General features: G+C 72.8%; 25 protein-coding genes. 10 read left to right on the forward strand and 15 right to left on the reverse strand.

What is annotated here, in order from left to right; genetic code table 11:
- Positions 1-171: 171 nt before the first annotated feature.
- The 3 genes from ACIQI8_RS24875 to ACIQI8_RS24885 form a co-directional block, all read right to left on the reverse strand.
- Positions 172-897 carry a GntR family transcriptional regulator gene (locus ACIQI8_RS24875; RefSeq protein WP_402354623.1) on the reverse strand — a complete coding sequence of 242 codons (726 nt, stop codon included), beginning with the start codon at positions 895-897 and terminating at the stop codon, positions 172-174.
- Between the two features lie 130 nt (positions 898-1,027).
- The gene (locus ACIQI8_RS24880) at positions 1,028-2,194 is read right to left on the reverse strand and encodes a serine hydrolase domain-containing protein (protein WP_402354625.1); all 1,167 of its coding nucleotides are present in this window, start codon (positions 2,192-2,194) and stop codon (positions 1,028-1,030) included.
- A gap of 130 nt (positions 2,195-2,324) precedes the next feature.
- On the reverse strand, positions 2,325-3,293 hold the full coding sequence (locus ACIQI8_RS24885) for an acetylxylan esterase (RefSeq protein WP_402354627.1): 969 nt from the start codon (positions 3,291-3,293) through the stop codon (positions 2,325-2,327).
- Positions 3,294-3,396: 103 nt separating this feature from the next.
- Between ACIQI8_RS24885 and ACIQI8_RS24890 the strand changes: the two genes are divergently transcribed.
- On the forward strand, positions 3,397-4,767 hold the full coding sequence (locus ACIQI8_RS24890) for an 8-oxoguanine deaminase (RefSeq protein ID WP_402354629.1): 1,371 nt from the start codon (positions 3,397-3,399) through the stop codon (positions 4,765-4,767).
- A 26-nt stretch (positions 4,768-4,793) separates the two neighbouring features.
- Here the strand turns inward: ACIQI8_RS24890 and ACIQI8_RS24895 are convergent, their stop codons facing one another.
- The 3 genes from ACIQI8_RS24895 to ACIQI8_RS24905 all read right to left on the reverse strand — a co-directional run bounded on the left by ACIQI8_RS24895 (position 4,794) and on the right by ACIQI8_RS24905 (position 6,949).
- A complete protein-coding gene (locus ACIQI8_RS24895; RefSeq protein WP_402354631.1) occupies positions 4,794-5,378 on the reverse strand; it encodes a hypothetical protein in 585 nt (194 codons plus the stop codon).
- Between the two features lie 190 nt (positions 5,379-5,568).
- A complete protein-coding gene (locus ACIQI8_RS24900; RefSeq protein WP_402354633.1) occupies positions 5,569-6,351 on the reverse strand; it encodes a ferredoxin reductase in 783 nt (260 codons plus the stop codon).
- Positions 6,344-6,949 (reverse strand): sulfite oxidase-like oxidoreductase, encoded by a 606-nt coding sequence (locus ACIQI8_RS24905; RefSeq protein WP_402354635.1) that lies wholly within the window; start codon positions 6,947-6,949, stop codon positions 6,344-6,346. Before ACIQI8_RS24905 ends, ACIQI8_RS24900 begins: the two co-directional genes overlap by 8 nt.
- 216 nt (positions 6,950-7,165) lie before the next feature.
- Between ACIQI8_RS24905 and ACIQI8_RS24910 the strand changes: the two genes are divergently transcribed.
- Positions 7,166-8,092: a zinc-binding alcohol dehydrogenase family protein gene (locus tag ACIQI8_RS24910; protein WP_402354637.1), complete on the forward strand. Its 927-nt coding sequence runs from the start codon at positions 7,166-7,168 to the stop codon at positions 8,090-8,092.
- Positions 8,089-8,874: a GNAT family N-acetyltransferase gene (locus tag ACIQI8_RS24915; protein WP_402354639.1), complete on the forward strand. Its 786-nt coding sequence runs from the start codon at positions 8,089-8,091 to the stop codon at positions 8,872-8,874. The genes ACIQI8_RS24910 and ACIQI8_RS24915 overlap by 4 nt, the downstream gene beginning before the upstream one ends.
- Here the strand turns inward: ACIQI8_RS24915 and ACIQI8_RS24920 are convergent.
- Complete coding sequence (locus ACIQI8_RS24920; RefSeq protein WP_402354641.1) at positions 8,847-9,275, reverse strand: MarR family winged helix-turn-helix transcriptional regulator; 429 nt, start codon at positions 9,273-9,275, stop codon at positions 8,847-8,849. The genes ACIQI8_RS24915 and ACIQI8_RS24920 overlap by 28 nt on opposite strands.
- 246 nt (positions 9,276-9,521) lie before the next feature.
- Between ACIQI8_RS24920 and ACIQI8_RS24925 the strand changes: the two genes are divergently transcribed.
- Entirely contained in the window at positions 9,522-10,310 is a 789-nt protein-coding gene (locus ACIQI8_RS24925; RefSeq protein ID WP_402354643.1) for a putative protein N(5)-glutamine methyltransferase, read from the forward strand.
- Between the two features lie 9 nt (positions 10,311-10,319).
- Here the strand turns inward: ACIQI8_RS24925 and ACIQI8_RS24930 are convergent, their stop codons facing one another.
- Both ACIQI8_RS24930 and ACIQI8_RS24935 read right to left on the reverse strand, forming a co-directional pair.
- A complete protein-coding gene (locus ACIQI8_RS24930; RefSeq protein ID WP_402354645.1) occupies positions 10,320-11,072 on the reverse strand; it encodes a hypothetical protein in 753 nt (250 codons plus the stop codon).
- Positions 11,073-11,177: 105 nt separating this feature from the next.
- Positions 11,178-13,253: a SpoIIE family protein phosphatase gene (locus ACIQI8_RS24935; protein ID WP_402354647.1), complete on the reverse strand. Its 2,076-nt coding sequence runs from the start codon at positions 13,251-13,253 to the stop codon at positions 11,178-11,180.
- Between the two features lie 277 nt (positions 13,254-13,530).
- Here ACIQI8_RS24935 and ACIQI8_RS24940 point away from each other — a divergent pair, with 277 nt between their 5' ends.
- The gene (locus ACIQI8_RS24940; RefSeq protein WP_402354649.1) at positions 13,531-14,406 is read left to right on the forward strand and encodes a hypothetical protein; all 876 of its coding nucleotides are present in this window, start codon (positions 13,531-13,533) and stop codon (positions 14,404-14,406) included.
- 128 nt (positions 14,407-14,534) lie between these two features.
- Complete coding sequence (locus tag ACIQI8_RS24945) at positions 14,535-14,903, forward strand: hypothetical protein (protein ID WP_124001233.1); 369 nt, start codon at positions 14,535-14,537, stop codon at positions 14,901-14,903.
- Between the two features lie 15 nt (positions 14,904-14,918).
- Here ACIQI8_RS24945 and ACIQI8_RS24950 read toward each other — a convergent pair whose 3' ends face one another.
- Positions 14,919-16,076 (reverse strand): M20 family metallopeptidase, encoded by a 1,158-nt coding sequence (locus ACIQI8_RS24950; protein ID WP_402354652.1) that lies wholly within the window; start codon positions 16,074-16,076, stop codon positions 14,919-14,921.
- 118 nt (positions 16,077-16,194) lie between these two features.
- Here ACIQI8_RS24950 and ACIQI8_RS24955 point away from each other — a divergent pair, with 118 nt between their 5' ends.
- Complete coding sequence (locus tag ACIQI8_RS24955; protein ID WP_402354654.1) at positions 16,195-18,210, forward strand: FAD-dependent oxidoreductase; 2,016 nt, start codon at positions 16,195-16,197, stop codon at positions 18,208-18,210.
- Positions 18,211-18,245: 35 nt separating this feature from the next.
- On the forward strand, positions 18,246-18,842 hold the full coding sequence (locus ACIQI8_RS24960; RefSeq protein ID WP_402354656.1) for a PadR family transcriptional regulator: 597 nt from the start codon (positions 18,246-18,248) through the stop codon (positions 18,840-18,842).
- A 12-nt stretch (positions 18,843-18,854) separates the two neighbouring features.
- On the opposite strand, the gene ACIQI8_RS24965 is transcribed toward ACIQI8_RS24960, so the two are convergent.
- Both ACIQI8_RS24965 and ACIQI8_RS24970 read right to left on the reverse strand, forming a co-directional pair.
- Positions 18,855-19,403 (reverse strand): hypothetical protein, encoded by a 549-nt coding sequence (locus tag ACIQI8_RS24965; protein WP_402354658.1) that lies wholly within the window; start codon positions 19,401-19,403, stop codon positions 18,855-18,857.
- A 166-nt stretch (positions 19,404-19,569) separates the two neighbouring features.
- Positions 19,570-20,553 carry a fibronectin type III domain-containing protein gene (locus ACIQI8_RS24970; protein ID WP_402354660.1) on the reverse strand — a complete coding sequence of 328 codons (984 nt, stop codon included), beginning with the start codon at positions 20,551-20,553 and terminating at the stop codon, positions 19,570-19,572.
- A 431-nt stretch (positions 20,554-20,984) separates the two neighbouring features.
- Here ACIQI8_RS24970 and ACIQI8_RS24975 point away from each other — a divergent pair, with 431 nt between their 5' ends.
- The gene (locus ACIQI8_RS24975) at positions 20,985-21,680 is read left to right on the forward strand and encodes a glycoside hydrolase family 75 protein (protein ID WP_402354662.1); all 696 of its coding nucleotides are present in this window, start codon (positions 20,985-20,987) and stop codon (positions 21,678-21,680) included.
- A 103-nt stretch (positions 21,681-21,783) separates the two neighbouring features.
- Here ACIQI8_RS24975 and ACIQI8_RS24980 read toward each other — a convergent pair whose 3' ends face one another.
- The 3 genes from ACIQI8_RS24980 to dhaK are packed head-to-tail and all read right to left on the reverse strand — an operon-like array spanning position 21,784 to position 23,825.
- Complete coding sequence (locus ACIQI8_RS24980) at positions 21,784-22,194, reverse strand: PTS-dependent dihydroxyacetone kinase phosphotransferase subunit DhaM (RefSeq protein ID WP_402354664.1); 411 nt, start codon at positions 22,192-22,194, stop codon at positions 21,784-21,786.
- A complete protein-coding gene (gene dhaL, locus ACIQI8_RS24985) occupies positions 22,187-22,786 on the reverse strand; it encodes a dihydroxyacetone kinase subunit DhaL (protein WP_402354666.1) in 600 nt (199 codons plus the stop codon). Before dhaL ends, ACIQI8_RS24980 begins: the two co-directional genes overlap by 8 nt.
- 46 nt (positions 22,787-22,832) lie before the next feature.
- Entirely contained in the window at positions 22,833-23,825 is a 993-nt protein-coding gene (dhaK, locus tag ACIQI8_RS24990) for a dihydroxyacetone kinase subunit DhaK (RefSeq protein ID WP_402354668.1), read from the reverse strand.
- 213 nt (positions 23,826-24,038) lie between these two features.
- On the opposite strand from dhaK, the gene ACIQI8_RS24995 reads away from it, so the two are divergent.
- On the forward strand, positions 24,039-25,022 hold the full coding sequence (locus ACIQI8_RS24995) for a proline iminopeptidase-family hydrolase (protein WP_402354670.1): 984 nt from the start codon (positions 24,039-24,041) through the stop codon (positions 25,020-25,022).
- Positions 25,023-25,052: the final 30 nt, after the last annotated feature.

The raw sequence follows: 25,052 nt of genomic DNA on the forward strand, positions 1-25,052 counted from the left end.
GTCGGAGGTCAGGTCCGAGGCTGGTCAGTGCCCCGATCCGTGACCGCTAGCGGATCTAGTTCGACCGGTACCCCGCCCAACGCCGGCGCGACCCTCGCCTCCGGCGTCAACTCCCCGCCCCGCCGCACCGCGGGCTCCGGTGGCGGTCCTACTTCCGCCACCGGAGCCCGGTCAGCCCGCTGCCGGAAGGGTGAACTCGTAGACCAGGGCGTCCTGTTGGGCGTCCACGAGCAGGTCGGTGATCTCCAGCGGCCGGGCGTACTGGTCGTGCACGCGCCGGGTGACGTGCACCGAGGGCGTGTCCGCGAGCCGGGTGATGCAGTCCCGGTGGTGCAGGGTCAGGCCCGCCTTGCGCATCCAGTCGTAGGTGCGCCGGAGTTGGGCCGCCGCGGTGCCGTCGGCGCGGTCGCGGTAGCGGCCCAGCTCCTCGACCTCCGAGAGCGCGACGGCGGAGAACGAGGTCACCGCCGTACGCCGGCCGCGACCGTCCGCGTCCGCGGACTCGTAGCGGTGCACCAGGGTGGGCCGGTGCGGGTCGAGCCCCAACGCCTCGGCGTGCGCGGGCGGGGGAGTCTCCCAGGTGACCGAGGTCCGGTCGGCGCCCGGCTCCGCGGCCCGGGCGCCCACCGGGAACGTCAGCGCGGCCGGCGTCTCCACCGGCAGCCCCGGCAGCGTGGTGTGGCTGCCGCGCCGGTCGGTGGCGACCAGCCCGTCCCTGCGCAGTACTTCGAGCGCCTGCCGCACGGTCTCTCTGCTGACGCCGAAGCGCTCGGCCAACCGCCGTTCGCTGGGCAGCCGCCCGCCGGGTGGTCCGTTGCGCAGCTCGTCGAGGAGTTCCGTCGCGACGCGCCAGTACAGCGGCTGTGTTTCGGAGACCGGGTGATCGGTGCGGGCCATGCCGCGCCTCCTGTTGGTGACGTTCCGTAGCCGTGCGGGCTCATTGCGCCACAAGGTCTAGCATTGGTCTAAACCAGCAGGGAAGGGCGGTCGGTCGGTTCGGCCGAAACAAGCCCGCGCCGATCACCGTTCAGAGGGCGCTGTACAGGGCGTCCACCAGTGCCGTCTTCCGCGGGTCATCGGCGATATGAGGCCCCATGCGGTTCATGACGTAGCCGAGGGACACCCCGGCGTCGGGGTCGGCAAGTCCGCAGGAGCCACCGAAGCCGTCGTGTCCGAAAGCGCGCGGGTTGGGTCCGTAGGAGCCGTTCGGGCCGCTCAGCCACAGCCCGAGCGCGACCTCCGTCTCGTGCTCGAACCCCGCGCCCAGCACGAGATCACGGCAACTGCCCTGCCCCTCCCGGACCCGCTCGGCCGCCTCGGCGGACAGCACCCGGTGGCCGCCGTACGACCCCCGGCCCGCGAAGATCCCGTAGAGCGCGGCGACGGCCCGGGCCGTGCCGTGTCCGTTGGCGGCCGGGATCTCGGCGGCCCGCCACTCGGCCGTGTTGGCCTCGGTCGCACCCGCCAGAGGGTTGGTCAGCGCCGCGATCGCCACGGGCGCCAACTGGCTGAAGATCGCGGCCTGTTCGCTCGCCGATGCGGCCGGCGGATGCACCAGCTCGGCGGCCCTCCCGGCCTCCTTCTCCGCCAGTCCGATCGTGAAGTCGACACCGAGCGGGCCGGTCACCTCCCGCTCCAGGAAGGCTCCCGGCAGCAGCCCGGAGACCCGGCGCACCACTTCACCGACCAGGAAGCCGTACGTCAGCGCGTGGTACCCGGACACCGTGCCCGGCTCCCACCAGGGCTCCGTCGCCGCGAGCCGCCGCGTGGTGAACTCCCAGTCGTAGAGCTGCTCCAGGGAGTGCGGCTCACGCAGCCCGGAAAGTCCGGCGCGGTGGGACAGCAGATGACGTACGAGCACGTTCTCCTTGTCCGCCGCGGCGAACTCGGGCCAGTACGCGGCCACCGGGGCGTCGAGGTCGAGCAGGCCCCGGTCGGCGAGGATGTGCGCGCACAGGGCGACCGGGCCCTTCGACGTCGACCACACGTTGACGAGGGTGTCCCGCTCCCAGGGCCGCGTGCGCGCCCCGTCGGCCCAGCCGCCCCACAGGTCCACCACGACCTCGCCGGCGACGGTGACCGTGACGGCGGCGCCGAGTTCGTCCCGGTCGCGGAAGTTCTCCTCGAAGGCCGTCCGCACCGCCGCGAACCGCTCCTCGCAGTCGCCGTGCACCGTGGGTTCGCGCTCCGCCATGAGGACCTCCGTCGTCCGCGCAGGCCCGGGCCGCGACGCTGCGACCCGGGCGAATCCGAACGTACCGACTGGTCGGACTGGACGGAAGAGCGGCGCGACGACAACCTCTCGGCGTGGAGAAGGCCGCCGCTCAGCCGAACGACCGCAGCCAGCGCAGCTTCGTCGCCTCCTGGTAGGGACCGCCGCCCTCGTGGTCGTTGAAGTCGTACACCTCGATCGCCTTGTCCTCGTGCGCCCAGGCGTTGAAGGCCGCGAACACGGTGGAGGGCGGGCAGGTCTGGTCCTCGAGGGCGGTCGAGAACAGGGCCGGCGCGCTGCCGCGGGTGGCGAAGTGGACTCCGTCGAAGTAGGCGAGCGTGCGCAGGGCTTCCTCGCCCCGGCCGCGGTGGGTCTTGAGGAACAGGCCGATCTCGCGGTAGGGGTGACGGTCCGTCAGCGTCGCGGCGCGCGGGTAGTCGCACAGGAACGGCACGTCCGGTGCGATCGCGACCAGGTCCGGGACGAGGCCGCCGATGGCGAGGGTGATCCCGCCGCCCTGGCTCGCGCCGAGGACCGTGGTGCGGGAGGCGTCGGTCAGCGGGTGCGAGCGGGCGGCCTCCACGGCACGCACGGCGTCGGTGAACACCCGGCGGTAATAGTAGTTCTCGGGCGCGTCGATGCCCCGGGTCATGAAGCCGGGGTACGCGGGCGCGCCGCCCACCGGGTCCGGGGTACCGCCCCCGCCGCCCCAGGAGCTGCCCTGGCCGCGGGTGTCCATCACGAAGTGCGCCCGGCCCGTCGACGCCCACAGCAGGTTCTCGTGCGGCAGCCCGCGCCCGCCTCCGTACCCGATGAACTCCACGATCAGCGGCAGCGGTTCGGTCGCCCCGGCGGGCAGTCGCAGCCAGCCCTTCACCGGGTGCCCGCCGAAGCCGGCGAACGTCACGTCGTACACCTGCACCGTGGACAGTCCGGTGTCGATCGGCTCGAACCGGGCATCCAGATCGTGCTCCCGGGCCTCCTGCAAGGTCGTGGACCAGAATGCGTCGAAGTCGTCGGGCTCGGTGGACGCGCTGCGGTACTCGCGGAGCTCGTCGAGGGGGAGGTCGAACAGGGCCATGTAGGAACGCCTTTGTGAAGGGGCAGCGTGGATGATCACACCGTACGTGTGACGTCGGAGGACTCGCCAGGCCCGCGCCGTACCCCCCATCTACGATGGCGCCATGACGTCAGCCGTGGAACTGCTGGTCAAGGACGCCGGACTGCTGGTCGTGGACGGGGAGCGGGAGATCCCCGGCGGCTGGGTCGCCGTCACGGGAGGTCGGGTCACCGCCGTGGGCGCCGCGGGCAGCGAACCCGAGGCGCGTACGACCGTCTCCGCCGCCGGCCGGTTGGTCACGCCGGGGCTGGTCAACACCCATCACCACATCTACCAGAACCTCACCCGCTCCTACGCCCCCGCCGTGAACGGCACCCTCTTCGACTGGCTGACCACCCTCTACCCCCTGTGGGCGGCCCTCGACGAGGAGGCCGCCTACGTGTCCGCGTACGTCGGCATGGCCGAACTGCTGATGGGCGGCTGCACCACGTCCTCCGACCACCTGTACGTGCATCCGCGCCCCCACCTCGTCGACGCCGAGATCCGCGCCGCCCGGGACATCGGCTTCCGCTTCCACGCCACGCGCGGTTCGATGACCCGCTCCGTCGAGGACGGGGGACTGCCGCCGAGGAGCGTCACGCAGACCACCGACGAGGTGCTCGCCGACAGCGAGCGGCTGATCAAGGCCCATCACGACCCGGAACCGGGTGCGTTGATCCGGGTCGCCCTCGCGCCCTGCTCGCCGTTCTCGGTGACCAAGGAGGTGATGACGGCGACCGCCGAACTCGCCGAGCGGTACGACGTACGCCTGCACACGCACCTCGCCGAGGACCGCGACGAGGACACCTACTGCCAGGAGACCTACGGCTGTCGTCCCGTCGAGTACTTCGAGGACACCGGCTGGATGAGCGACCGCACCTGGGTCGCGCACTGCATCTACCCGAACGACGACGAGCTGCGCCGGCTCGGCGCCGCGGGCGTCGGTGTGGCGCACTGCCCGAGCTCCAACATGCTGATCGGCGGCGGCACCGCGCGGGTGAAGGAGATGCGGGAACTCGGCCTGCCGGTCGGCATCGGCTGCGACGGCTCCGCCTCCACCGACCATGCCTCGCTCTGGATGGAGACCCGCAACGCCCTGCTCCTGGGCCGCTATCGGGGCGGTCCCGGCGCCATGGCCGCGCGGGACGCCCTCGACATCGCGACCCGCGGCTCGGCTCAATGCCTGGGCCGCGCGGACGAGTTGGGGCATCTGCGGCCGGGCGCCTGTGCCGACCTGGTCGTCTGGGACCTGCACGAGGTCGCCCTGGCAGGTGCGTTGAGCGATCCCGTCGAGGCCTGGCTGCGCTGCGGACCCGCACGCGCGTGGACGACGATGGTCGGCGGCCGGGTCCTCGTCGACCGGGGCGAACCGGTGCTGCCGGGGCTGGCGGACGCCCTGCGGGACCACGGGCGGATCGCGCGGCGGATGCAGGGAGTTGGACCGGCCCTCGGCTGACGGCGTGGCTCGGGCGCCAGGAGCGTCTACACCCCGCGCCGCGTCCACTCCGGCTCGGTGCGTGCCCACTCGCGTTCCCACTCCAGCAGGCGGTTGCGCTGGGCCGTATGGCGTACCAAGGTGCCGCCGAGCAGCGCCAGGGCCAGCGTGCCGCCCGCCGCGCAGATGCCGAGGCTCACGGTGTGCTGCCAGATCTCGCTCACGCCCGGCGGCGGGGCGACGGCCCGGCCCTCGGAGTCGAACCAGACATCGACCGTGTCCCCGTGCCGGGTACCCGACGGGACCCGGGCCGTGTCCGTGTGGACTCCGGTGAGCGGATCGCTCCAGCGCACCTCGACGCGGTACGGGTGCTCCCGACCGTTCTGTGCCGTGGGCAGTGTGGCCGGCGTCTTCCCCACGACCTCGGCCCGCACCTGTGTGCGCTCGGCGCGCTGCGCCGCCGCGACCGACCGTGCCTCGTCATGCGCCCACCAGCCCACGAGCGCTCCGGCGAGCGGGGCGCCCACGAACAGCAGGACCGCGACCGCCAGCGCCGTCCACGCCTCCACGACGTCCGACCGGCGGCGCAGCGAATTGCGCCGCCACCGCCAGCCGCGCACCCGGGTTCGCATGCCGACCTCCTCGACGTGACCAGAGCCGGAGGAGCCGTACCGTGTCCGGTCCGTATTGTCCCTCGGCAGCGCCTGTGCGTACGCGTGCGTACACGCATGCTGTTACCCCGAAGTCGGCACAAAGTTCAGTGCCGGACCGGCCGGAAATCGCCAAGTAGATGCTGGCTGAAGGGAAATCGGCCGAGAAGTGTCAGCCGAAGCGTTCGATACGGATCCGGTCCACCGGCTGCCCGGCCTCGACCAGCAGCCGCGAGGCATGCTCGGCGAACGCGTTCGAGCCGCACACGTAGGCCTCCCAGCCGCCAGGCGGCAACTCGGCCAGCAGCGGCGCCACATGGGCGGCGGACAGCCGTCCCACCGGCACACCGCGCGGCGCGCCCCGCGTGAACACGGGCGTCGTCTCGGCGCCGAACTCCCGCGCGTAGACGAGCTGTTCGGGATCGCGCGCCGACACCAGCAGTCGCAACGGTACCGACAGGTCCCGCGCCCGGTGGTGCCGGACCATCGACATCAGCGGTACGACCCCGGAGCCGGCGCCGATCAGCAGTGCGGGCCGGTCGCCGGGCCAGGCGAAGAAGCCGCTGACCGGGCCGCGCACCTCGACCCGGTCGCCCATCCTGGCCTCGGTGTGGAACCAGCCCGAGACCTCGCCGCCCTCGACGTGGTCCAGGGTCAGCTCGATGTGCCCGGAGTCGTCGGGAGCGGACGCGATCGAGTAGTGGCGCTGGGCCGTGTAACCGTCCTCGGCCGTCAGCCGCAGCATGAGGTGCTGGCCGGGCAGATGACCCGTCCAGCCGGGCACCGCGAACCGGAAAGTGGCGGCCCGCGGAGTCTCGCGGCGAATCGCGGTCAGCGTGGCGGTCCGCCAGTCGGCGGCGGCCTGCTCGCTCACCGCGATCCGGCCGGGTACGGCGAACCGCGTCGCGGGCGTGAAGGTCGTACGAAGCGTCGAAGGCGCGGAGGTCTCAGTCACCGGAGTACCGCTGCTCCGCCCAGGGGTTGCCGCGCGCGTGGTAGCCGTTCCGTTCCCAGAACCCCGGCTCGTCGTGGTCGAGGAGCCGGATGCCGGCGATCCACTTGGCGCTCTTCCAGAAGTACAGGTGCGGTACCAACAGCCGTGCAGGGCCGCCGTGTTCGGGGGCGAGCGGCTCACCCTCGTACGCGAAGGCGATCCAGGCCCGCCCGCCGGTCAGGTCCGCGAGCGGGAGGTTGGCGGTGTAGCCGGTGTGCGAGTAGGCGACGGCGTGGGTGGCGGAGGCGTGCGGGCGGACCGCGTCGAGGAAGGCGTCCAGGGACACGCCCCCGAACCGCACCCCGAACTTCGACCAGCTCGTCACGCAGTGGATGTCACCCGCGTACGCCGACGCGGGCAGCGCGTGCGCCTGCTCCCAGTCCCAGGTGTGCGGCCGCTCGACCAGACCGTCGACGCGGAACGTCCAGTCGGCGGGCGCCAGCTCGGGCGTGACCTCGGCGGACAGGACGGGCCAGTCGTCGCCCGCGTCGTACTGGCCCGGTGGCAGGCCCGGATTGTGGACGCGGGGGCGCCCGGTGAAGCCTCGGGTGACGTTCATGCGGATCCAGCGGTACGGGTGCGGAGTGCTTGCGTGTTCAACCGTACGTCCCTCTCAGGTGTGGCCCGAACCCGGGCGTCCCGCGATCATTAAGGCTGTGTGAAGTGTCCCGGCCTCCGGGAATAGCCGTCCGGCGATCTTCCTTGGACGAGACGTGCCGGTTCCGGTGGCCCGGACGACCGCCGGTCCGGCAACCGCGAAGGGAGAGTGGGAGCAATGCCCAAGGCGTACGTGTACACGCGCCACGGCGGCCCGGAGACCGAGGCGCTCGTCGACGTCGAGCGGCCCCGCCCGGCAGCCGGCCAGATCCTGGTGGCGGTGCGCGCCGCCGGAGTGAACCCCGTCGACTGGAAGCTGCGCGGGGGCTACCGCCGCCCCGGCGAGAGCGAGAAGACGGCCTTCCCCGTCGTGCTCGGCGGCGAGGTCTCCGGCGTCGTCGAGGAGACCGGTGAGGGCGTGACCGGCTTCGCCGTCGGCGACGAGGTCTTCGGCAACACCGTGGCCGGCGGATACGCCGAGTACGCCCTGTTGCCCGCCGCGGTCACCGCGCACAAGCCGGCCGACCTGACCTTCACCGACGCGGCCACGCTGCCGATCGCCGCGGCCACCGCGTACGACGGCGTCCGCCAGCTCGACCTGCCCGCGGGCGCGACCCTCCTGGTCACCGGCGCGGGCGGCGGCGTGGGTGCAGCCGCCCTGCAGATCGCCCGGGCCTTCGGCCTGCGCACCGTGGGGGTGGCGAGCGACGGCAAGAAGGACTTCGTCGAGTCGCTCGGCGCTGTTCATGTGCCCTCCGGTCCCGGCTTCGCCGAGCGGGTGCGCGCCGCCGCACCGGACGGCGTGGACGGCGTGTACGACCTCGTCGGCGACCCGGTGCTGACCGAGGCGGCCACCCTGCTCACCGACCGGTCCAAGCTGATCACCGCCGGCGCCCCACCCCAGACCGTGGCGGACCTGGGCGGCGCCCGCGTCGAACGCGCCCGCACCGCCGCCGTCCTGGACGACATCGCGCGGCTCGTCCTGGCCGGGGAGCTGGACCCGCACGTCACCCAGACCTTTCCGCTGGAGCGGGCCGGCGAGGCGCTGCGCACCGTCGAGGACGGCCACGCCCGGGGCAAGATCGTGATCGAGGTCGCCGGATGAGCGACGCGAACGGTGCGGACGTGAGCGGCCCGATCGGTCAGGCCCTCGGTGCCCCGAGGACCGCGGCAGACGCCTCCCTCGTCCTCGACAACCCCGCGCTCGGCGCCCTGACCGGCCCGCACGCGCACTTCGCCGAGCGGCAGGGGCGGGTGCTGCGCTACCCGGTCGACGTGTCGCCGTGGCTGGCGCTGCCCGACCGTCCCGACGCCGAGGACTGGGCGGACGTGGCGGCACTCGCGGGTCCCGGCACCGAGATCGCGCTGCCGGGCTTCGGGGGCGAGATCCCGGACGGCTGGGAGGTGACCTTCCGGATCGACGGTGTGCAGTTCGTCGACGACGGCCTGGCCGCGGCGCCGGAACCGGAGGCCGTCCTTCTCGGCCCCGCCGATGTGCCCGAGATGCTCGATCTGGTCGAACGGACCAGACCCGGCCCCTTCCTGCCCCGGACCGTGGAGATGGGCACCTACCTCGGCATCCGCCGTGACGGCGCGCTGATCGCCATGGCGGGGGAGCGGCTGCACCCGCCCGGCTGGACCGAGATCAGCGCCGTCTGCACCGACCCCGCCTTCCGCGGCGAGGGCCTGGCGACCCGGCTGATCCTGGCCGTCGCCCATGGCATCAGGGAGCGCGGCGAGACGCCCTTCCTGCACACCGGCGCACAGAACACCACCGCCATCCGGCTGTACGAGGCCCTCGGTTTCCGACTGCGCCGCAGGATCACCTTCCTCGGGGTCCGGGTGCCGCAGACGCTGGGTCAGTCCGCGGCGGTACCCGCGTTGTAGCGCTCCAGATAGGCGGCGAACCGCGTCAGGTCCTCCTCCGGCCAGCCCGCCAGCCGCTCCCGGAAGGCGGCCCGGCGGCTGCGGGTGACCTGGGCGAGGATCTCCCGACCCGCGTCGGTGAGGTGCAGCGTCTGGACCCGGTGGTCGTCCGGGTCCGGGTGCCGCCCGATCAGCCCGGCCCGCTCCAGCGCGGACACCTGGCGGCTGACCGTGGACTTGTCCAGCGCGTAGTGCGCGGCCAGGTCGGTGGCCCGGCAGCCGCCGCTCTCCTCCAGATGCCCGAGCAGCGTGTACGAGACGAGGGACAGCTCGGGGTGCATCCGGCCGGCGGAGGCCCGGGCCCGGCGGGCGAACGCCGTCATCTCGTGCTGGATGACCTCCACGGCCTCGGCAGCGTCCACGGGACCTCCCTCACTCAGCTGGTTGCACAGTACAACTCGGCGTGTGGCCGGCGCCTGTCGGGCGGCGGTGCCTGGGGTAGGGTGTGCGGGTCCGGCCGGGGTCCGTCCCAGCCGCCCGTTCCTTGGAGGTGAGACCCATTACCGCTGTTCAGGTCGGGTGCTCTCGCCTCGTAGCGACGACACGGATCACCGCTCGCCGGTGACCGCGGGAGCGCCCTTCGGCTCACCGAAAGGCTCTCGGCTTCCATGCCCCCTCACGCTTCTCCCGCTCTGCTGTCCACAGTCGTCACCGCCCTGCGCTCCGCCGGCTGTGTCTTCGCCGAGGACGAGGCGGAGCTGATACTCGCCGGCGCCCGCACCCCGGACGAGGTCACCGCCCTGACGGACCGCCGGGTCGCCGGGGAACCCCTCGAACAGGTCCTCGGCTGGGCCGGCTTCCACGGACTGCGCGTCACCGTCGAACCAGGCGTCTTCGTGCCCCGCCGCCGCACCGAGTTCCTCGTCGACCAGGCCCTGGCCCAGCACCCCCACGCCGCCGTGGTCGTCGACCTGTGCTGCGGTTCCGGCGCGGTCGGCGCCGCCCTGGCCGCCGCGCTCGGCGCCGTGGAACTGCACGCCGCCGACATCGACCCGGCGGCCGTGCGCTGCGCCCGCCGCAACATCGCCGCGTACGGCGGCCACGTGCACACCGGCGATCTCTACGAGGCCCTGCCCGCCGCCCTGCGCGGACGGGTCGACATCCTCGCCGCCAACGTGCCCTACGTACCCACCGCCGAGATCGCCCTGCTGCCCGCCGAGGCCCGCGACCACGAACCGCGCACCGCGCTGGACGGCGGCTGCGACGGACTCGACCTGCTGCGCCGGGTCGCCGCCGGGGCGTCCGAGTGGCTCGCCCCCGGCGGCTGCCTGCTGGTCGAGACCGGCGAGCACCAGGCCGACGCGGCACTCGCCGCCTTCGGCGAGGCGGGCCTGACCTCCCGCCTCGCCACGGACGACGAGCTGTACGCCAACGTCGTGGTCGGCGTCAGGGGCTGACGGGGCGGGTCACGTCGTAGCGCCGCTGTCGGACGGGGAAGGCGGCGCGGAGGGGGAGGGCGGCTGCCAGTTGTGGGGGCCGCCGCGGTCCGGGCCCCCGTGCCAGTCGCCGCCCGGACCCTTGCCTTCCCAGGTGCCCATGAGGGCGTTGGTCGCGGTCCTGGTGCCGTCGTCGGCGCGCGTGCCGGCCAGGAAGGCGGTCTCGCCCTTCTTGAGGTCGTCCGCGCCGGAGCCCTTGGTGCCGTCGTGGAAGACCGTGGCGTCCGAGGGCACCGTCCAGACCCACTCCGCGCCGTCGCCGCTCTTCACGGTGACCTGGTCGCCGTCGACCTTCTCGACCGTGCCGCGCTGCCAGACCCGTACGACCCACTTGCCGGTGTCCTGGTCCTTGACGGTCGCCTCGCCGTGCGCGCCCATGCCGCCGAGCCCGAACCACCGGCCGCCGCCGTGCCGTTCGCCGGGCCCGTCCGGCGACGGGGGCGCGGAAGCCGACGCCGCCGACGGCGAGGCGCTCTCGCCCGAGCCGCCGGACGTGGCCCCGAAGGCGACCGTGCCGCCGACGGCCAGGACCGCGACCGTCGTCGCCGCGATCACCGCCCGCGCCCGGCCGGACCGGTGCCGCCAGACCCGGTCCCAGGCGGGACCCGGTGAGCGCTCTCCGCCGCCCGGGCCCGTCATCACTTCCCAGTCGGATGTCTCACCGAAGGGCCGCTCGGGCGGCTCGCCCCCGGCGGTGGGCTGCTGGTCCGGTTCGTGCGTCACGGCAAGCTCCCATCGGCCCGGCACCCCTGTGCCAGGCCCAGCTGTGATTGTGGAATGCGCCCGATAAGGAGCAGGTAATCAATCGCTGTGAAAACGGCTCGTCCGTCACTCGCATCCGTCCTGTTTCTGCACGCGCGCGATGAGCAGTGCCACGTCGTCGGAGTTGTCGGGCTGGTGGAGCGTGCGCAGCAGGAGGTCGCAGACCTCCTCCAACGGGCGGTCGGGGCCCTCCAGCAGGGCAAGCAGCGCGTCCAGGCGCTCGTCGAGGGGATGTTGGCGGGTCTCCACGAGTCCGTCGGTGTAGAACACGAGCCGGTCGCCGGGTTCGAGGTCGATCTCGGTGGTGGAGAAGGCGACCCCGCCCACGCCGAGCGGCGCGCCGGTGGGCAGGTCGAGCAGTTCAGGCGGCCGTCCCTCGCGCAGCCGGACCGGTGGCAGATGCCCGGCGTTGGCGATCCGGCACTGCCTCAGCTCGGGGTCGTGGACGGCGTAGACGCAGGTCGCGATGGAGTGGTCCAGGTCCTGCGTGATGCGGTCGAGGTGCTCCAGGAGCCGGGCCGGATCCAGGTCGAGGGAGGCCAGCGTGGTCGTCGCGGTGCGCAGCCGGCCCATGGTCGCGGCGGCGTTGATGCCGCTGCCCATCACGTCGCCCACCACCAGCGCGGTCTTGCGGCCCTCCAGCGGGATCACGTCGAACCAGTCGCCGCCGACCTCGGTGGTGGCTCCCGCGGGCTGGTAGCGGGAGGCGACCTCCAGGCCGCCGATCACCGGCGGGTGGCTGGGCAGCAGGCTGCGCTGGAGCGTGAGGGCGGTGTCGCGGGCGTTCTGGTACCAGCGGGCGTTGTCGATCTGCACCGCCGCCCGCGCCGCCAGCTCCCGCGCGAGCAGCAGGTCGTCGTCGCTGAACGGCAGCGGATTGCGGGTGCGCTTGAGGTCGAGGGCGCCGAGCACCTCGCCCCGCGCGATCAGTGGCACGGCCAGATAGGAGTGCACGCCCGCCCGGGACAGCAGCTCGGCGGCCTCGGGCGAGCGGGCGATGCGCGGCAGGTCGTCCGCCCCGACCTGCGCCACCAGTACCGGGGCGCCGGTCCGTACGCACTCGGTGACCAGGCGGTCGGCGCCGTACCGGGCCACCTGCCCCGGCGGGTCGGCCGCCCGCAGCGCCTCGGGCGCGTCCTGCGCCCGCACGGCCAGCGCCCGGATCACCGCGGGCTCGGCGGGACCCAGGCTGCTGCGCCGGCCGTCGACCACGGCTTCCAGCAGGTCGACGGCCGCGATGTCGGCGAGTTCGGGCACGGCCACGTCGGCGAGTTCGCGGGCGGTGCGGTCCAGTTCGAGGGTGGTGCCGATGCGGGCGGAGGCGTCCGCGATGAGGGCCAGCCGGCGCCGGGCGGCCTCCGTCTCGACGCTCGCCCGGTGCTGCTCGGTGACGTCCACGACCGACCCGGCGACGCCGAGGACCGTGCCGACCGCGTCCTCCAGGCGGTAGAGCGAGATCGTCCATACGTGCTCGTCGTCCGGATCCGCCGGTGTACGGCCGACGGTCCGCTGGTCGACGAGCGGGCAGCCGGTCTCCAGCACCCGCCGGGCCGCCGACTCGATCGCCTCGACATCGAAATGCGGCAGGACCTCACGGAAGGTGCGTCCGATGTGCTCCGCGGCCGGAATGCCGTTGATCCGCTCAAGGGCGGGGTTGACCGAGACGTACCGCAGATCGGTGTCCAGGACGGCGAGCCCGACCGGCGACTGCGCGACCAGCCGGGTGGACAGTGCCACGTCCCGCTCCAGCCGCCGTACGGTCGACTGGTCGGCGCACAGGCCCAGCGCGTAGATGTCGCCCTGGTCGTCCAGGAGCCGCATGTTGCGGAACTCCACGAGCCTGGTGCTGCCGTCCTTGCGTCGGATGGGGAAGGCGCCGGCCCAGCTCTGCCCGGTGAGCATCACATCGGCGAACAGCTTGACGACCAGGTCGAGATGCTGCTCGTCGACCATGATCCGGGCCGCGTACCGCCCGAGCGCCTCCTCGGCGGAGTAGCCGAACAGCTCCTCCGCCTGGGGGCTCCACAGCACGATGTGGCCCTTGGTGTCCAGCACGACCGAGGCCACGCCCAGGACGTCGAGCAGCCCCGTCGGCCCGACCGACCCGTCACCCTTGGCCGGTGGAATCCCAGGTGCTCTCATTCCACGCACCGTCTCAGCCCCTTCGACGCGGCACGCCGTCCCCCGTGCCGACTCCCCTGTTCTACCGCGCTCAGCCGTCTCTGTGACGCTTTGCCCGCTCTCCTCCACCATCTCTCAACACGGCCACGGGCGTCCGGTGAAGCCGTGACGACAGTACCCGCGAGGGGTGGTCGCCGACTGGACGGCCTCCGTTCTCCTATTGGTCTGTACATGCCTACGTCGGCCCGACAGACTGTCCGGCGATCTATTCCACCCCCCCCACGGAGGAGCACTCCCTATGCCCCTGCGCGCCCGGAGACGTTGCCACGCGACGCTCACCGCTCTGCTCGCCCTGGCCACCGCGGCCGTCCTGTCGGCCGCGCCGCCCGCGTCGGCCGCCGACACCTGGACCGAGGTGGGCTCCGACCGGGCCGACCCGCTGACCGAGAGCCAGGGCCTGACCTCCGTGGAGGTCCCGGCGAACAGCGCCAACCGCTACACGGGCATCGGCACCATCCCGGTCGGCGTCAGCGTCCGCGGCTGGAACCACGTCGGCGACCCCGACGCCTCCTACAACGGCTACTACGTCGAGCCGTACCAGGCCGACTCGGGCACCGCGAAGATGTACCGCGTGCAGGCGCCTGGTGGCGCCTGGTCGGAGTACGTGCACACGCTCAGCCCGGGCGAGGCGCTGAACAACTCCTGGGTCGCGATCTCGCCCGACGGCCAGTGGATGCTGTCCGGCGAGTACGGCACCATGAGCCGCTTCCTGGTCTTCCCGACGCCCGGCGTCAACGCGAGCACCTCGCCCTCGGCGAACCTCCCGCAGGTCTCAGTCGTCAACCTCGACCACCCCGTGCGGGACGTGCAGGGCTGCGACTTCTCCGGCGCGACCACGCTCCTGTGCTCCTCCGACGACCCGGCGGGCACGCTGTTCGGCATCACCAAGCCGCTGCTCCAGGTCGACCTCTCCGCCCAGCCGGGCGGCAGCGGTGACGTCTTCGGCCACGTCACGGCCCTGCGCCAGCTCCCGCTGCGCAGCGGCTGCTCGGGCACCTTCGAGGCCGAGGGCATCGACTACGACCGCCGCACGGGCACCCTGCGTGTGATCGTCGTGTCGCCGGGCTTCTGCGTGCTGACGGACAGCAAGACGTACCGCTTCACCAGGAGCTGAGCGGCTGGCTCTCGACGAGAGCGAGCCGCTCGCTGGTCCGGTCCGGACGGGAGTGCTTGTCTTGTGGTGTGGCGCGGTTCGCTGGGAACCCGGCGGTACCGCGCCACATTCACGAGAGGAGCGATCACATGGACCGGGAGCGACAGCACGAGGAACCCGTCTCCCTCGAGATCAGCGGCTGCAGCAAGGAGGACGCCCGGATCGTGTTCGACACGCTCGCCACGTGCTTCGAGTCCGACCGTGGCGCCGACGAGGCCCCGCAGCAGCTCCACGAGACCCGGCCGATGGTGTGGCTCGGCACGTTCGAGGTCACCGACAAGCACACCTGCCCACCGCCCGCCCGGCTCTCGTCCTCCGTCGAGGCGGACGCCCAGGGCGGCTACTGGGCGATCGAACGCCTGCGCTCCACCCTCGACTCCCTCTTCACGGTCCGCGACCTCGCCTCGGCCTCCGGGGACCAGGAGCGCGAACTGCACGTACGGCTGGAGAGCCGCTGACCAGGCGGGGATCCGCTATCCCTTGAGCAGATCGAGCACTGCACGCCGGTAGACGGCATGCACGACGGGCAGGTCCGCGAGGCGGGCCCGCTCGTCGACGCCGTGCAGCCCCTCGTACCGCACCCCGAAACCGGCCGTCGCCGGGATGCCCTCGCTCGCCAGCAGATTGCCGATGTTCGAAGGCCCGGCCGTCCTGGCCCGGACCGCGAGCCCTTCCCGCGCCGCCGCGTCGAGCAGCGCGGCGGCGGGCTGCTCGTCCGCGCCCAGCCGGTACGAGGGCCAGGCGGCCACCGGCGTGATCGCGGTCGGCCGCGGCGCCGGCACCGACGCGTCCAACTCGGCCACCGCGCGCCGGACCAGCGCCTCGGCCGCGCCGGCGTCGAACCCCGGCGTGGTGCGCACGTCGACGCCCAGCTCGCACGAGCCCGGCACCACCGAGAAGCCCTCGCCCCCGTGGCAGAAGGTCACCGTCAGCTTCGGCGGAAGCGGGAACCCGCCCTCGGCGCCCGGCAGTTCGGCCTCCTCCAGCAGCCGCACCAACCGCGCCGCCCGGGAGACGGCACCCGGCGTCGTACGCCTCGACCCGGAGTGCCCGGTGTCCGCGTGCACCGCGATCGTGGCCCGCCACAGCCCCCGCCCGCCGACCACCACCTCCTCCGGTCCCGGATAGCCGATCAGCACCCCGGCCGGGCGCTGTGCCGCCGGATCCGCGAGGTAGGCGCGGGCGCCGCCGAAGCGGCCGGTGTGCTCGTCGGCGTCGAGCAGGACGGCGAGCCCGCCACGCAGGCCGTCGGCTCGTTCGCGTACTTCGGCGGCGATACGGCAGAACAAGGCGGCCGCGAGTTTGGAGTCCGCCGCGCCCCGGCCCCGTAGCCAGCCGTCCACCACGTCCCCGCGGTCCGGCGGGAAGGACCAGGCGCTCTCGTCGCCGTAGGGGGCGGTGTCCACGCAGGCGTCCAACGTCCACCAGGGCCCCGGTCGGCCGCCGGCGACCTCCACCAGCACGGCGACCGGCCGCCCGTCGTCGTGCAGTCGGCGGAACGGCAGGTCGTGGGCGCGGAGCCAGTCCTCCAGGACCCCGAGGACAGGGCCGTAGTCGTCGATGCCGCCCCGGCTCGGGCGGCGGATCAGCTCCTGGGCGAGGTCGACCACCTCGGCGTCCGCGGTCCTCATGAGGCCACTGTGCCCCCGGGTGTCCCGTGTCACCCGCCCTCGTTTATGCAACTAGTTGCAAAACAGGCGGCGGGCCTCTACAAAAGAAGGCACCACACCCCGCACGGAGGGCCCGACGATGAGCCGCTACCCGCACCTGCTGAGCCCGCTCGACCTGGGCTTCACCACGCTGCCCAACCGCGTCCTGATGGGCTCGATGCATGTCGGCCTGGAGGAGGCCGAGCGCGGCTTCGAGCGCATGGCGGAGTTCTACGCCGAGCGGGCGCGCGGGGGAGTCGGGCTCATCGTCACCGGCGGCATCGCGCCCAACGACGCGGGACGGCCCTACGAGGGCGGCGCGAAGCTCACCACCGACGCCGAGGCCGAGCAGCACATGGTGGTCACCGAGGCCGTGCACCGCGCGGGCGGCCGGATCGCGCTGCAGATCCTGCACTTCGGGCGGTACGCCTACCACCGGGACCTGGTCGCGCCGAGCCCGCTCCAGGCGCCCATCAGCCCTTTCCCGCCGCGTGAGTTGACCGACGCGGAGGTCGAGGAGACGATCGACGACTACGTCCGCACCGCCCGCCTCGCCCGCCGGGCCGGGTACGACGGCGTCGAGATCATGGGCTCCGAGGGCTACCTCATCAACGAGTTCATCGCGGCGCAGACCAACCACCGCACCGACCGCTGGGGCGGCTCCTACGAGAATCGCATGCGCTTCCCGGTCGAGATCGTGCGCCGGGTGCGTGAGGCCGTCGGCGACGACTTCATCCTCGTCTACCGCCTGTCCATGCTGGACCTGGTCCCCGGCGGCTCCACGCTCGACGAGGTGATCACCCTCGCCAAGGCCGTCGAGGCGGCCGGGGCGACGATCATCAACACCGGCATCGGCTGGCACGAGGCCCGCATCCCCACCATCGCCACCTCGGTCCCGCGCGGCGCCTACACCTGGGTCACCAAGCGGCTGATGGGCGAGGTGTCGGTCCCGCTCGTCACCACCAACCGCATCAACACCCCTGAACTGGCAGAGGAGTTGCTCGCCGACGGCTGCGCGGACATGGTCTCGATGGCCCGCCCGATGCTCGCCGATCCCGCCTTCGTCAACAAGGCGGCGGCGGGTACGCCCGAGGCGATCAACACCTGCATCGGCTGCAACCAGGCCTGCCTCGACCACACCTTCAGCGGGAAGATCACGTCCTGTCTGGTCAACCCGCGCGCCTGCCACGAGACCGAACTGGTCCTCGCCCCGACGCGGTTGCGCAAACGTGTCGCCGTCGTCGGCGCGGGTCCGGCCGGACTCGCGTGCGCGGTCAGCGCGGCCGAACGCGGCCACCAGGTCACATTGTTCGACGCGGCGAGCGAGATCGGCGGACAGCTCAACGTCGCCCGACAGGTCCCGGGCAAGCAGGAGTTCGACGAGACACTGCGCTACTTCCGCACCCGGCTCGCCGAGCACGACGTGGACGTACGCCTCGACACACCGGTCGAGGCGGGGGACTTGAACGACTTCGACGAGGTGGTCGTCGCCACCGGCGTCACCCCGCGCACCCCCGACATCCCCGGCGTCGACCACCCGAGCGTCGTCGGCTACCTCGACGTCCTGCGCGGCAAGGCCACCGTCGGCGACCGCGTCGCGATCCTCGGCGCCGGCGGCATCGGCTTCGACGTCGCCGAGTACCTCACCGACGGCGGCGACAAGGCGAGCGAGGACCCGGCGACGTACTTCCGGCAGTGGGGCGTGGACATGGACTACCGCGCGCCCGGCGGCCTGGCCGCCCCCGAGCGGACCGCCCCGCCCCGCACGGTCCACCTGCTCCAGCGCAAGACCACCAAGGTCGGCGCGGGCCTGGGCAAGACCACCGGCTGGATCCACCGCGCGGAACTCAAGCACCGGGGCGTCACCATGGTCCCGGGCGTCCGCTACGACCGCATCGACGACGCCGGACTGCACGTCACCGTCGGCGAGGAGAGCACGGTCCTGCCCGTCGACACGATCGTGCTGTGCACCGGGCAGGAACCGCGCCGGGGCCTGTACGAGGAACTGGTCGCCGCGGGCCGCGCCGCGCACCTGATCGGCGGCGCCGACGTGGCGGCCGAACTGGACGCCAAGCGGGCGATCAAACAGGGCACCGAGGTCGCGGCGGCGCTCTAGCCGCTGTGCTCCGGTGCCGTCCCTAGGATGACCGCATGTCACTCCCGCACGCGATCCTCACCGCCCTGCTGGAAAAGCCGTCCTCGGGGCTGGAGCTGACCCGCAGGTTCGACCGGTCGATCGGCTACTTCTGGTCGGCCACGCACCAGCAGATCTATCGCGAGCTGGGAAAACTGGAGGCCGAGGGGCAGATCAGGGAGCTGCCCGCCGAGCAGCCGGCCCGCGGTCAGAAGAAGAGCTACGAGGTGCTGCCCGCCGGCCGCGCCGAACTGGCCCGCTGGACGTCCGCCGCCCACGACCCCAAGCCGCTGCGGGACACGATGCTGCTGAGGCTGCGCGCTGCGGCCGTGGTCGGCACGGCGGGCGTGGAGGCCGATCTGCGGCGCCATCTTGACCTGCACCAGCGGCAGTTGGCGGAGTACGAGGAGATCGAGCGGCGCGACTTCCCGCCCGGCAAGGACGGTCCCCAGGACCGGCTGCGCCACCTCGTGCTGCGGGCGGGCATCGACCTGGAGACCTTCTGGACGCAGTGGCTCGCGCATGCCGTGGCGGAGTTCGCCGAGCTGCCCGAGGTCGAACCGGCCGGTGCACAACCGCCGTCGGTCGACGTACCGGGTGCCGGGCGGGCCTGAGCCCGCCCGGTCTCAGAGCCGGTAGGGCTTGGCGCGGCGGCGCAGCACCCAGGCCGTGGCGATGACACCCGCCCCCACCAGGGCGCTGCCCGCGGTCAGGGTGAGCGGCCCGTAGTCCTTGACCGCGCCGCCGATCCCGCCCATGACACCGCGCGAGGGCGAAGCGGAGGCCGTGGCGGAGATGGTGGGCGTGGAGGCGGCCGACACGATCACGGACTGGGTGCCCGCGGTGCTCCTGGCGCCGCTCGCGCAGATGACCACGACGGTGTACGTGCCGGGGTTCACGGTCTGCCAGGCGGCCGACTGGAGGCCGGTGGTCCCCGAGAGGGCCACCTGCCGGCCCTGGGCGAAGTTCGCCTGGCTGCTGTTGAGCAGCGAGGCCGTGCCCCAGCTGCCGCTGGCGTTGGTCCGTGAGCAGGTGGTGGTCGTCACCGACACCGTGGACCCGCTCGTGCTCACGGAGATCCCCGAGCCCGCGGCCGCGGCCGGAGTGGCGGCCAGGGCCAGGGGGAGCGCGACGGCGGCCGCCGCGGTGCGGAGGGGTGGACGAGTCATGCGCATGGGAGCCTCCGACGGCACGGTTGGCGGGACATCCCTAGCGCCGCCGAGGGTTGGGGAACGCCCGTGCTGCCTCAGGGGCAGCCAATGTGCTCCCGGCCCGTCCCGCATGCGGAGCGCCACCGGGCAGGTGACGGATTCCTTCGTCCGGCCCATGCGCGCTCTGCTGTCAGGGGGCCGTCGTGCAGGTGAGCTCCGGTGAGTAGCCGCCCCAGGTGCCGTCGGGCAGCTTGGCCCGGATCCGCACCCGATGACTGACGCCGGCGTCCCTGCCGACGTAGAAGGAGTAGCTCGCCTTGTCGCGCGGTGGGTTCCCGCCGTACACGAGCGAGGTGGCGGTCTGCCCGTCGAGCCGGATCTCGTATTCGGTGATCACGCCGTCCGTGCGGGGCGGGACCCAGGCGAGGTCGATGTAGTACGCCCCGTCCGCGCGGTGGGTGCTCGCGCGGAAGGCGGTGGGCGCGGTGTTCCTGCCGTCGTCGGAGCCCGGCGTGGTGAGGCGGACGGTGGCGCCGGGCGGAGAGAGGTTGTCGGCCGCGTCCCGGGCGCGGACGCTGAAGGCGTACCGTGTGCCCGGCCGCAGTCCCGTCACCACGGTCGCCGTCTGGTTGCCGCCGACGCTGTGGATCTTCGTGGCGCCCTGGTAGACGTCGTACGACAGCACCGCCCGGTCGTCCTTCGACGCGGACCAGGAGAGCTGGACGGCTCTGCTGCCGACCGTCCTGCCCTGGGTGGCGCCCGGGCGGGTGGGGGGCTTGGCGTCCGCCGCCACGGCCGCGGGGGTCGTGGCCCGCGCCTCCCTGCTGCGCGGGCCGAGCAGGTCCTCGCCGCTGCGGGCCCGTACGGAGAAGACGTACGCGGTGGCCGGCTCGAGCCGGATGACGTCCACCATGCGTTCGGACGCCGGTACCTCCTGGACCTTGGTGGTGCCCCGGTACACCTCGTAGGAGGTGACGGGCGGGTCCGCGGTGACCGCGTTCCACATCACGTGCACGCTGGTGGCGCTGCCCGCCGCCGCGGTGACGCCGACCGGCGCCCCCGGCAGCCGGCCGCCGTCCTCGGTGTCCGAGCCGCCCCAGGCGCAGGACGCGAGCACGGTCACGGCCGCGCAGGTCGTGACGGCGGTGCGCAGGAGCAGGACGACGCGACGCACGAATCTGCCTCCCCGGTCGGCGCGACGGCAATGGTCCGGACCAATATGACCCCGCTGACGTGGTCGCATCAAGAGGGCGTGCGGTGGGTGGACCGCGGGCGGGCGCTGCGCCGGCGCCGGGTGGACCTGTTGGTGAGCGCCCGCGAAGGTTACGTATGCTGAGGCCCTGACGGCCGAACCCCCTTTGAGAACTGGGGAGTTCGGGCCGGCGGCGCGGGCCGCTGTCGTCGCTGATCCCGCGCCTGGCGTGGGCGGCCGGGCGGCCGGAGCCGATACGGGCTCAGGCGCCCGGCCCCTGCCGGAAGTTCGGGGACGGGGGCCCGCCGACCGGGTCGTGCACCGTACGGCCCCCCAACGGTGGCCGCGTGATCACATCGGCACCAGGGTGGGCTGAGTGTCCGTCAGTGTCCCCCAGGAGAGGCTCCCTTATCGTGCGTGTCCAGTCGCTGACACTGGCCGCGGCAAGCGCCGCCCTGCTCACCCCCACGACCCTCCCCGCCGCCGCGCACCACATCGAGCAGGAGCCGGTGGTGTGGCGCGAGGGCGCCGTGACCGCCGCGGACCTGCTGGCCAGGGCGCGTGACTGCACCCAGGTCTCCCGCGGCCGCTACCGCAGTGACGACGGCAAACCGGCCGACATCCCGGTCTGCGGCACCCGGGACGCCGTCTTCTGGAAGGCCGACATGGACATCGACTGCGACGGGCGTCCCACCGCCCGCTGCAACCGCCGTACCGACCCGCTCTTCTCCGAGATGACCGCCTACCAGCAGGCCGACGGCCGCCACCTGAGCGCCGAGCAGCTGCCGTACATCGTGGTGCCCATGGCGAGCCGGATCTGGAACCACCGCGACCACGGGGTGCGCGGGGGTTCGGTCGCGGCCGTGGTCTACCGGGACCGCGTGCAGTACGCCGTGGTCGGGGACGTGGGCCCGCACGACATCATCGGCGAGGCGTCCTACGCCACCGCCCGCGGCCTCGGCATCGAGCCGGACCCGCGCGGCGGCGGGACGGCCTCCGGCGTCACCTACATCGTCTTCAAGGACTCCCAGGTCAAGCCGATCGAGGACCATGCGGCGGCGGTCGCCACGGGGGAGCGGCTGGCGAAGATGTTCGTGAAGGGCAAGTGAGCCGAGGCCTCTCGCGCTGAGATGGTGTGAGCCGAGGTCTTCCGAGCCGAGGTCCTTGCCGAGGGCGCCGGCGGCCTCCTCAGAGTCCGCCGGCGCCGCCCGTTCACGCCTTGCGGTAGGTGTACGCCTCCCCGGCCGCCGCCTCCACCGCGGCCAGGTCGGCGCCCGCCGACGCCGTGACGACCGCGGCCACCGCGCCCTCGACGAACGGGGCGTCCACCAGGTGGGTGTCGGGCGGGAGTTCGTCGCCCTCGGCGAGCAGGGCCTTCACCGTGAGGACCGCGCTGCCGAGGTCGGTGAGGATCGCGACCCCGGCCCCCCGGTCCACGGACGCGGCAGCGGCGGCGATCAGCTCCGAGCTGGTGCCGAGTCCGCCGCCCACGGTGCCTCCCGCCGCGGCGACCGGCACGTCGGTGCCACCGCCCGCCAGGCCCTTCGCCAGCTCGGCCACCGACGCGGCGACCTCCGCGCTGTGCGACACCAGCACGATCCCGACCAGCTTGCCGTCACTCACCGTCCGCCTCCACCAGGGCCGCGATCAGCAGGGACGCCGAGGTGGCGCCGGGATCCTGGTGACCGATGCTGCGCTCGCCGAGATAGCTCGCCCGGCCCTTGTGCGCCTGCAAGGGCGTGGTCGCCAGCGCGCCCTCCTCGGCGGCCGACCGGGCCGCGCCGAAACCGTCCGGGAGCGCGTCCACGGCCGGCACCAGGGCGTCGATCATCGTCTTGTCGCCCGGCGCGGCACCGCCCAGGGCGGCGACCGCGTCCACCCCGGCCCGCAGCGCCTGCGCGAAGTCCGCCTCGCTGACCTCGGTGGCGTCCCCGAGCGCCTTGCCCGTGCGGCGCAGCAGTGTCCCGTACAGGGGTCCCGAAGCGCCGCCGACCGTCGAGATCAGCGTCCGGCCGGCGAGGGTGAGGGCCGCCCCGGGCGTGTCAGGCGCCTCCTTCTCCAGCGTCGCGGCCACGGCCCGGAAACCGCGCTGCAGATTGCTGCCGTGGTCCGCGTCCCCGATGGGGGAGTCCAGGGCGGTGAGCCGTTCCGCCTCGCGGTCGACGGAAGCGGCGGTCGCCGTCATCCAACGGCGGAAGAAGTCGGCGTCGAGCACGGGATCTCCTTGCGTGGTAGGTGAGTTGCGGTCGCCGGTCCCCCTGTCACACGCCCCAGCGCAGCCCCGGCGTCTTCACCGGCGCGTCCCACAGCCGCAGCGTCTCCTCGTCGATCTGGCACAGGGTGACCGACGCGCCGGCCATGTCCAGCGAGGTGACGTAGTTGCCGACGAGTGTGCGGGCGACGGCGACACCACGGGCCGCGAGCACCCGCTGCACCTCGGCGTTGAAGCCGTACAGCTCAAGGAGCGGGGTCGCGCCCATGCCGTTGACCAGGACGAGGACCGGGTTGCGCGGGGGCAGGTCCTCCAGGATCGCGTTGACCGCGAAGTCGGCGATCTCCCCCGAGGTCATCATCGGCCGCCGCTCCCGGCCGGGCTCGCCGTGGATGCCGACCCCCAACTCCAGCTCGCCGGCGGGGAGATCGAAGGTGGGCGTGCCCTTGGCCGGTGTGGTGCCGGCGGTGAGCGCGACGCCGAAGCTGCGGGAGTTCTCGTTGACCTGCCGGGCGATGGACGCCACCCGCTCCAGCGGCTGCCCCTCGTCGGCGGCGGCGCCCGCGATCTTCTCCACGAACAGCGTCGCGCCGGTACCGCGCCGGCCGGCCGTGTACAGGCTGTCGGTCACGGCCACGTCGTCGTTGACCAGCACCTTGGCGACCTGGATGCCCTCGTCCTCGGCCAGCTCCGCCGCCATGTCGAAGTTGAGCACGTCACCCGTGTAGTTCTTCACGATGAACAGCACGCCGGCCCCACTGTCCACGGCCGCCGCGGCACGCACCATCTGGTCCGGCACCGGCGAGGTGAATACCTCGCCCGGACAGGCCGCCGAGAGCATGCCGGGACCCACGAATCCGCCGTGCAGCGGTTCGTGCCCCGAGCCGCCGCCGGATATCAGGGCGACCTTTCCGGCCACGGGGGCGTCCCGCCGTACGATCACGCGGTTCTCCACGTCGACGGTGAGCTCGGGGTGGGCTGCCGCCATGCCCCGCAACGCGTCCGCCACCACGGTTTCCGGGACGTTGATCAACATCTTCATCGGTACCTCCTGGTGTGCACGGCAGACGGGTGTCCGGCCTGTTCCTCACTGGTCAGAGTAGGCGAGATCGGGTGTCGGGCCAGGGGGCGGGCAGCGGTCGGAAGTAGGTCACCTGGCCGATGCACGATCATGCCCGGGCGGCAGAGGGTTGATCGGGCACCCGGGGGCGCCCCTGACCGTCGCGCGTCAACAGGTGAGCGGAGAGTCCTCACGATGATCAACCGTCGCAACGTTCTCACGTCGTCCGGCGCCCTGGCGGCCGGCGGCTTCGTGCCCGTGGCCGCGCGGGCCAAGCCCCGTCCGGGTGACGGATCCGGTCTCCGGCCAGGTGAGCGGTACGTCGAGGTCCCCGGCGGCCGGGTCTGGGTGAACGTCGTCGGCACTGGCCGGCGGCCGGCGTTGCTGGTGCTGCACGGCGGACCGGGCGCGGGCCACGACTACCTGGAGTCCCTCGGGGACCTCGCCGCGGACCGGCCGGTCGTCTTCTACGACCAGCTCGGCTGCGGTCGCTCCGACAAGCCCGACAACCCCGCGCTGTGGCGGATCGACCGGTTCGTCACCGAACTGGAGGCGGTCAGGCGCGCGTTGGGCCTGCGCCACTTCCACCTGTACGGGCACTCGTGGGGCGGCTGGCTCGCCATCGAGTACCTGCTCCGCCGGCCCCGGGAGGTGGGCGCCGTCGTCCTGGCCAGCACCTCCTCCAGCGCGCCCCAGTTCGTCGCGGGCACCCGCCGGCTGCGCACGCTCCTGCCCGCCGACGTGCGGAGGATCCTCGACGAATACGAGGCGAGGGGCGACTACACCGCGCCCGAATACCTCGACGCGGTCAACGTCTTCTACGCCCATTTCTTCTGCCGCCTCGACCCGTATCCCGAGGCCCTGCTGCGCAGCGCCGCGAATGTCGACGGCAATCAGGTGTACGCCACCATGAACGGCCCGAACGAGTTCGTGATGACCGGAAACCTCTCCTCCTGGGACCGCACCTCCCAGCTGCGCCGGATCAGATATCCCGTCCTGCTCACGCGGGGGCGCTACGACGAGTTCGCGGTGGACTCCACGGACACGCTGGAACAGCGTCTCCCCGCCACCGAGAGGGTCGAGTTCCCGAACAGCGCCCACATGGCGATGTGGGAGGACCGGGAGGCGTACATGCGCACGCTTTCGTCATTCCTGTCGACATGGGACCGGGTCCGCTGATCCGCTGATCCGCGTGAAGCCCTGAGTGCG

The organism is Streptomyces sp. NPDC092369 (assembly GCF_044755245.1).
Lineage (GTDB): Bacteria > Actinomycetota > Actinomycetes > Streptomycetales > Streptomycetaceae > Streptomyces.

Coding starts and splice junctions, on each gene's coding strand:
- ACIQI8_RS24950 (WP_402354652.1), bottom strand. CDS start 16,076: ATGAGGACCGCGGACGCCGAGGTGGTCGACCTCGCCCAGGAGCTGATC.
- ACIQI8_RS24945 (WP_124001233.1), top strand. CDS start 14,535: ATGGACCGGGAGCGACAGCACGAGGAACCCGTCTCCCTCGAGATCAGC.
- ACIQI8_RS24955 (WP_402354654.1), top strand. CDS start 16,195: ATGAGCCGCTACCCGCACCTGCTGAGCCCGCTCGACCTGGGCTTCACC.
- ACIQI8_RS24915 (WP_402354639.1), top strand. CDS start 8,089: ATGAGCGACGCGAACGGTGCGGACGTGAGCGGCCCGATCGGTCAGGCC.
- ACIQI8_RS24965 (WP_402354658.1), bottom strand. CDS start 19,403: ATGCGCATGACTCGTCCACCCCTCCGCACCGCGGCGGCCGCCGTCGCG.
- ACIQI8_RS24940 (WP_402354649.1), top strand. CDS start 13,531: ATGCCCCTGCGCGCCCGGAGACGTTGCCACGCGACGCTCACCGCTCTG.
- ACIQI8_RS24875 (WP_402354623.1), bottom strand. CDS start 897: ATGGCCCGCACCGATCACCCGGTCTCCGAAACACAGCCGCTGTACTGG.
- ACIQI8_RS24880 (WP_402354625.1), bottom strand. CDS start 2,194: ATGGCGGAGCGCGAACCCACGGTGCACGGCGACTGCGAGGAGCGGTTC.
- ACIQI8_RS24935 (WP_402354647.1), bottom strand. CDS start 13,253: ATGAGAGCACCTGGGATTCCACCGGCCAAGGGTGACGGGTCGGTCGGG.
- ACIQI8_RS24925 (WP_402354643.1), top strand. CDS start 9,522: ATGCCCCCTCACGCTTCTCCCGCTCTGCTGTCCACAGTCGTCACCGCC.
- ACIQI8_RS24995 (WP_402354670.1), top strand. CDS start 24,039: ATGATCAACCGTCGCAACGTTCTCACGTCGTCCGGCGCCCTGGCGGCC.
- ACIQI8_RS24905 (WP_402354635.1), bottom strand. CDS start 6,949: ATGAACGTCACCCGAGGCTTCACCGGGCGCCCCCGCGTCCACAATCCG.
- dhaK (WP_402354668.1), bottom strand. CDS start 23,825: ATGAAGATGTTGATCAACGTCCCGGAAACCGTGGTGGCGGACGCGTTG.
- ACIQI8_RS24890 (WP_402354629.1), top strand. CDS start 3,397: ATGACGTCAGCCGTGGAACTGCTGGTCAAGGACGCCGGACTGCTGGTC.
- ACIQI8_RS24910 (WP_402354637.1), top strand. CDS start 7,166: ATGCCCAAGGCGTACGTGTACACGCGCCACGGCGGCCCGGAGACCGAG.
- ACIQI8_RS24885 (WP_402354627.1), bottom strand. CDS start 3,293: ATGGCCCTGTTCGACCTCCCCCTCGACGAGCTCCGCGAGTACCGCAGC.
- ACIQI8_RS24895 (WP_402354631.1), bottom strand. CDS start 5,378: ATGCGAACCCGGGTGCGCGGCTGGCGGTGGCGGCGCAATTCGCTGCGC.
- ACIQI8_RS24960 (WP_402354656.1), top strand. CDS start 18,246: ATGTCACTCCCGCACGCGATCCTCACCGCCCTGCTGGAAAAGCCGTCC.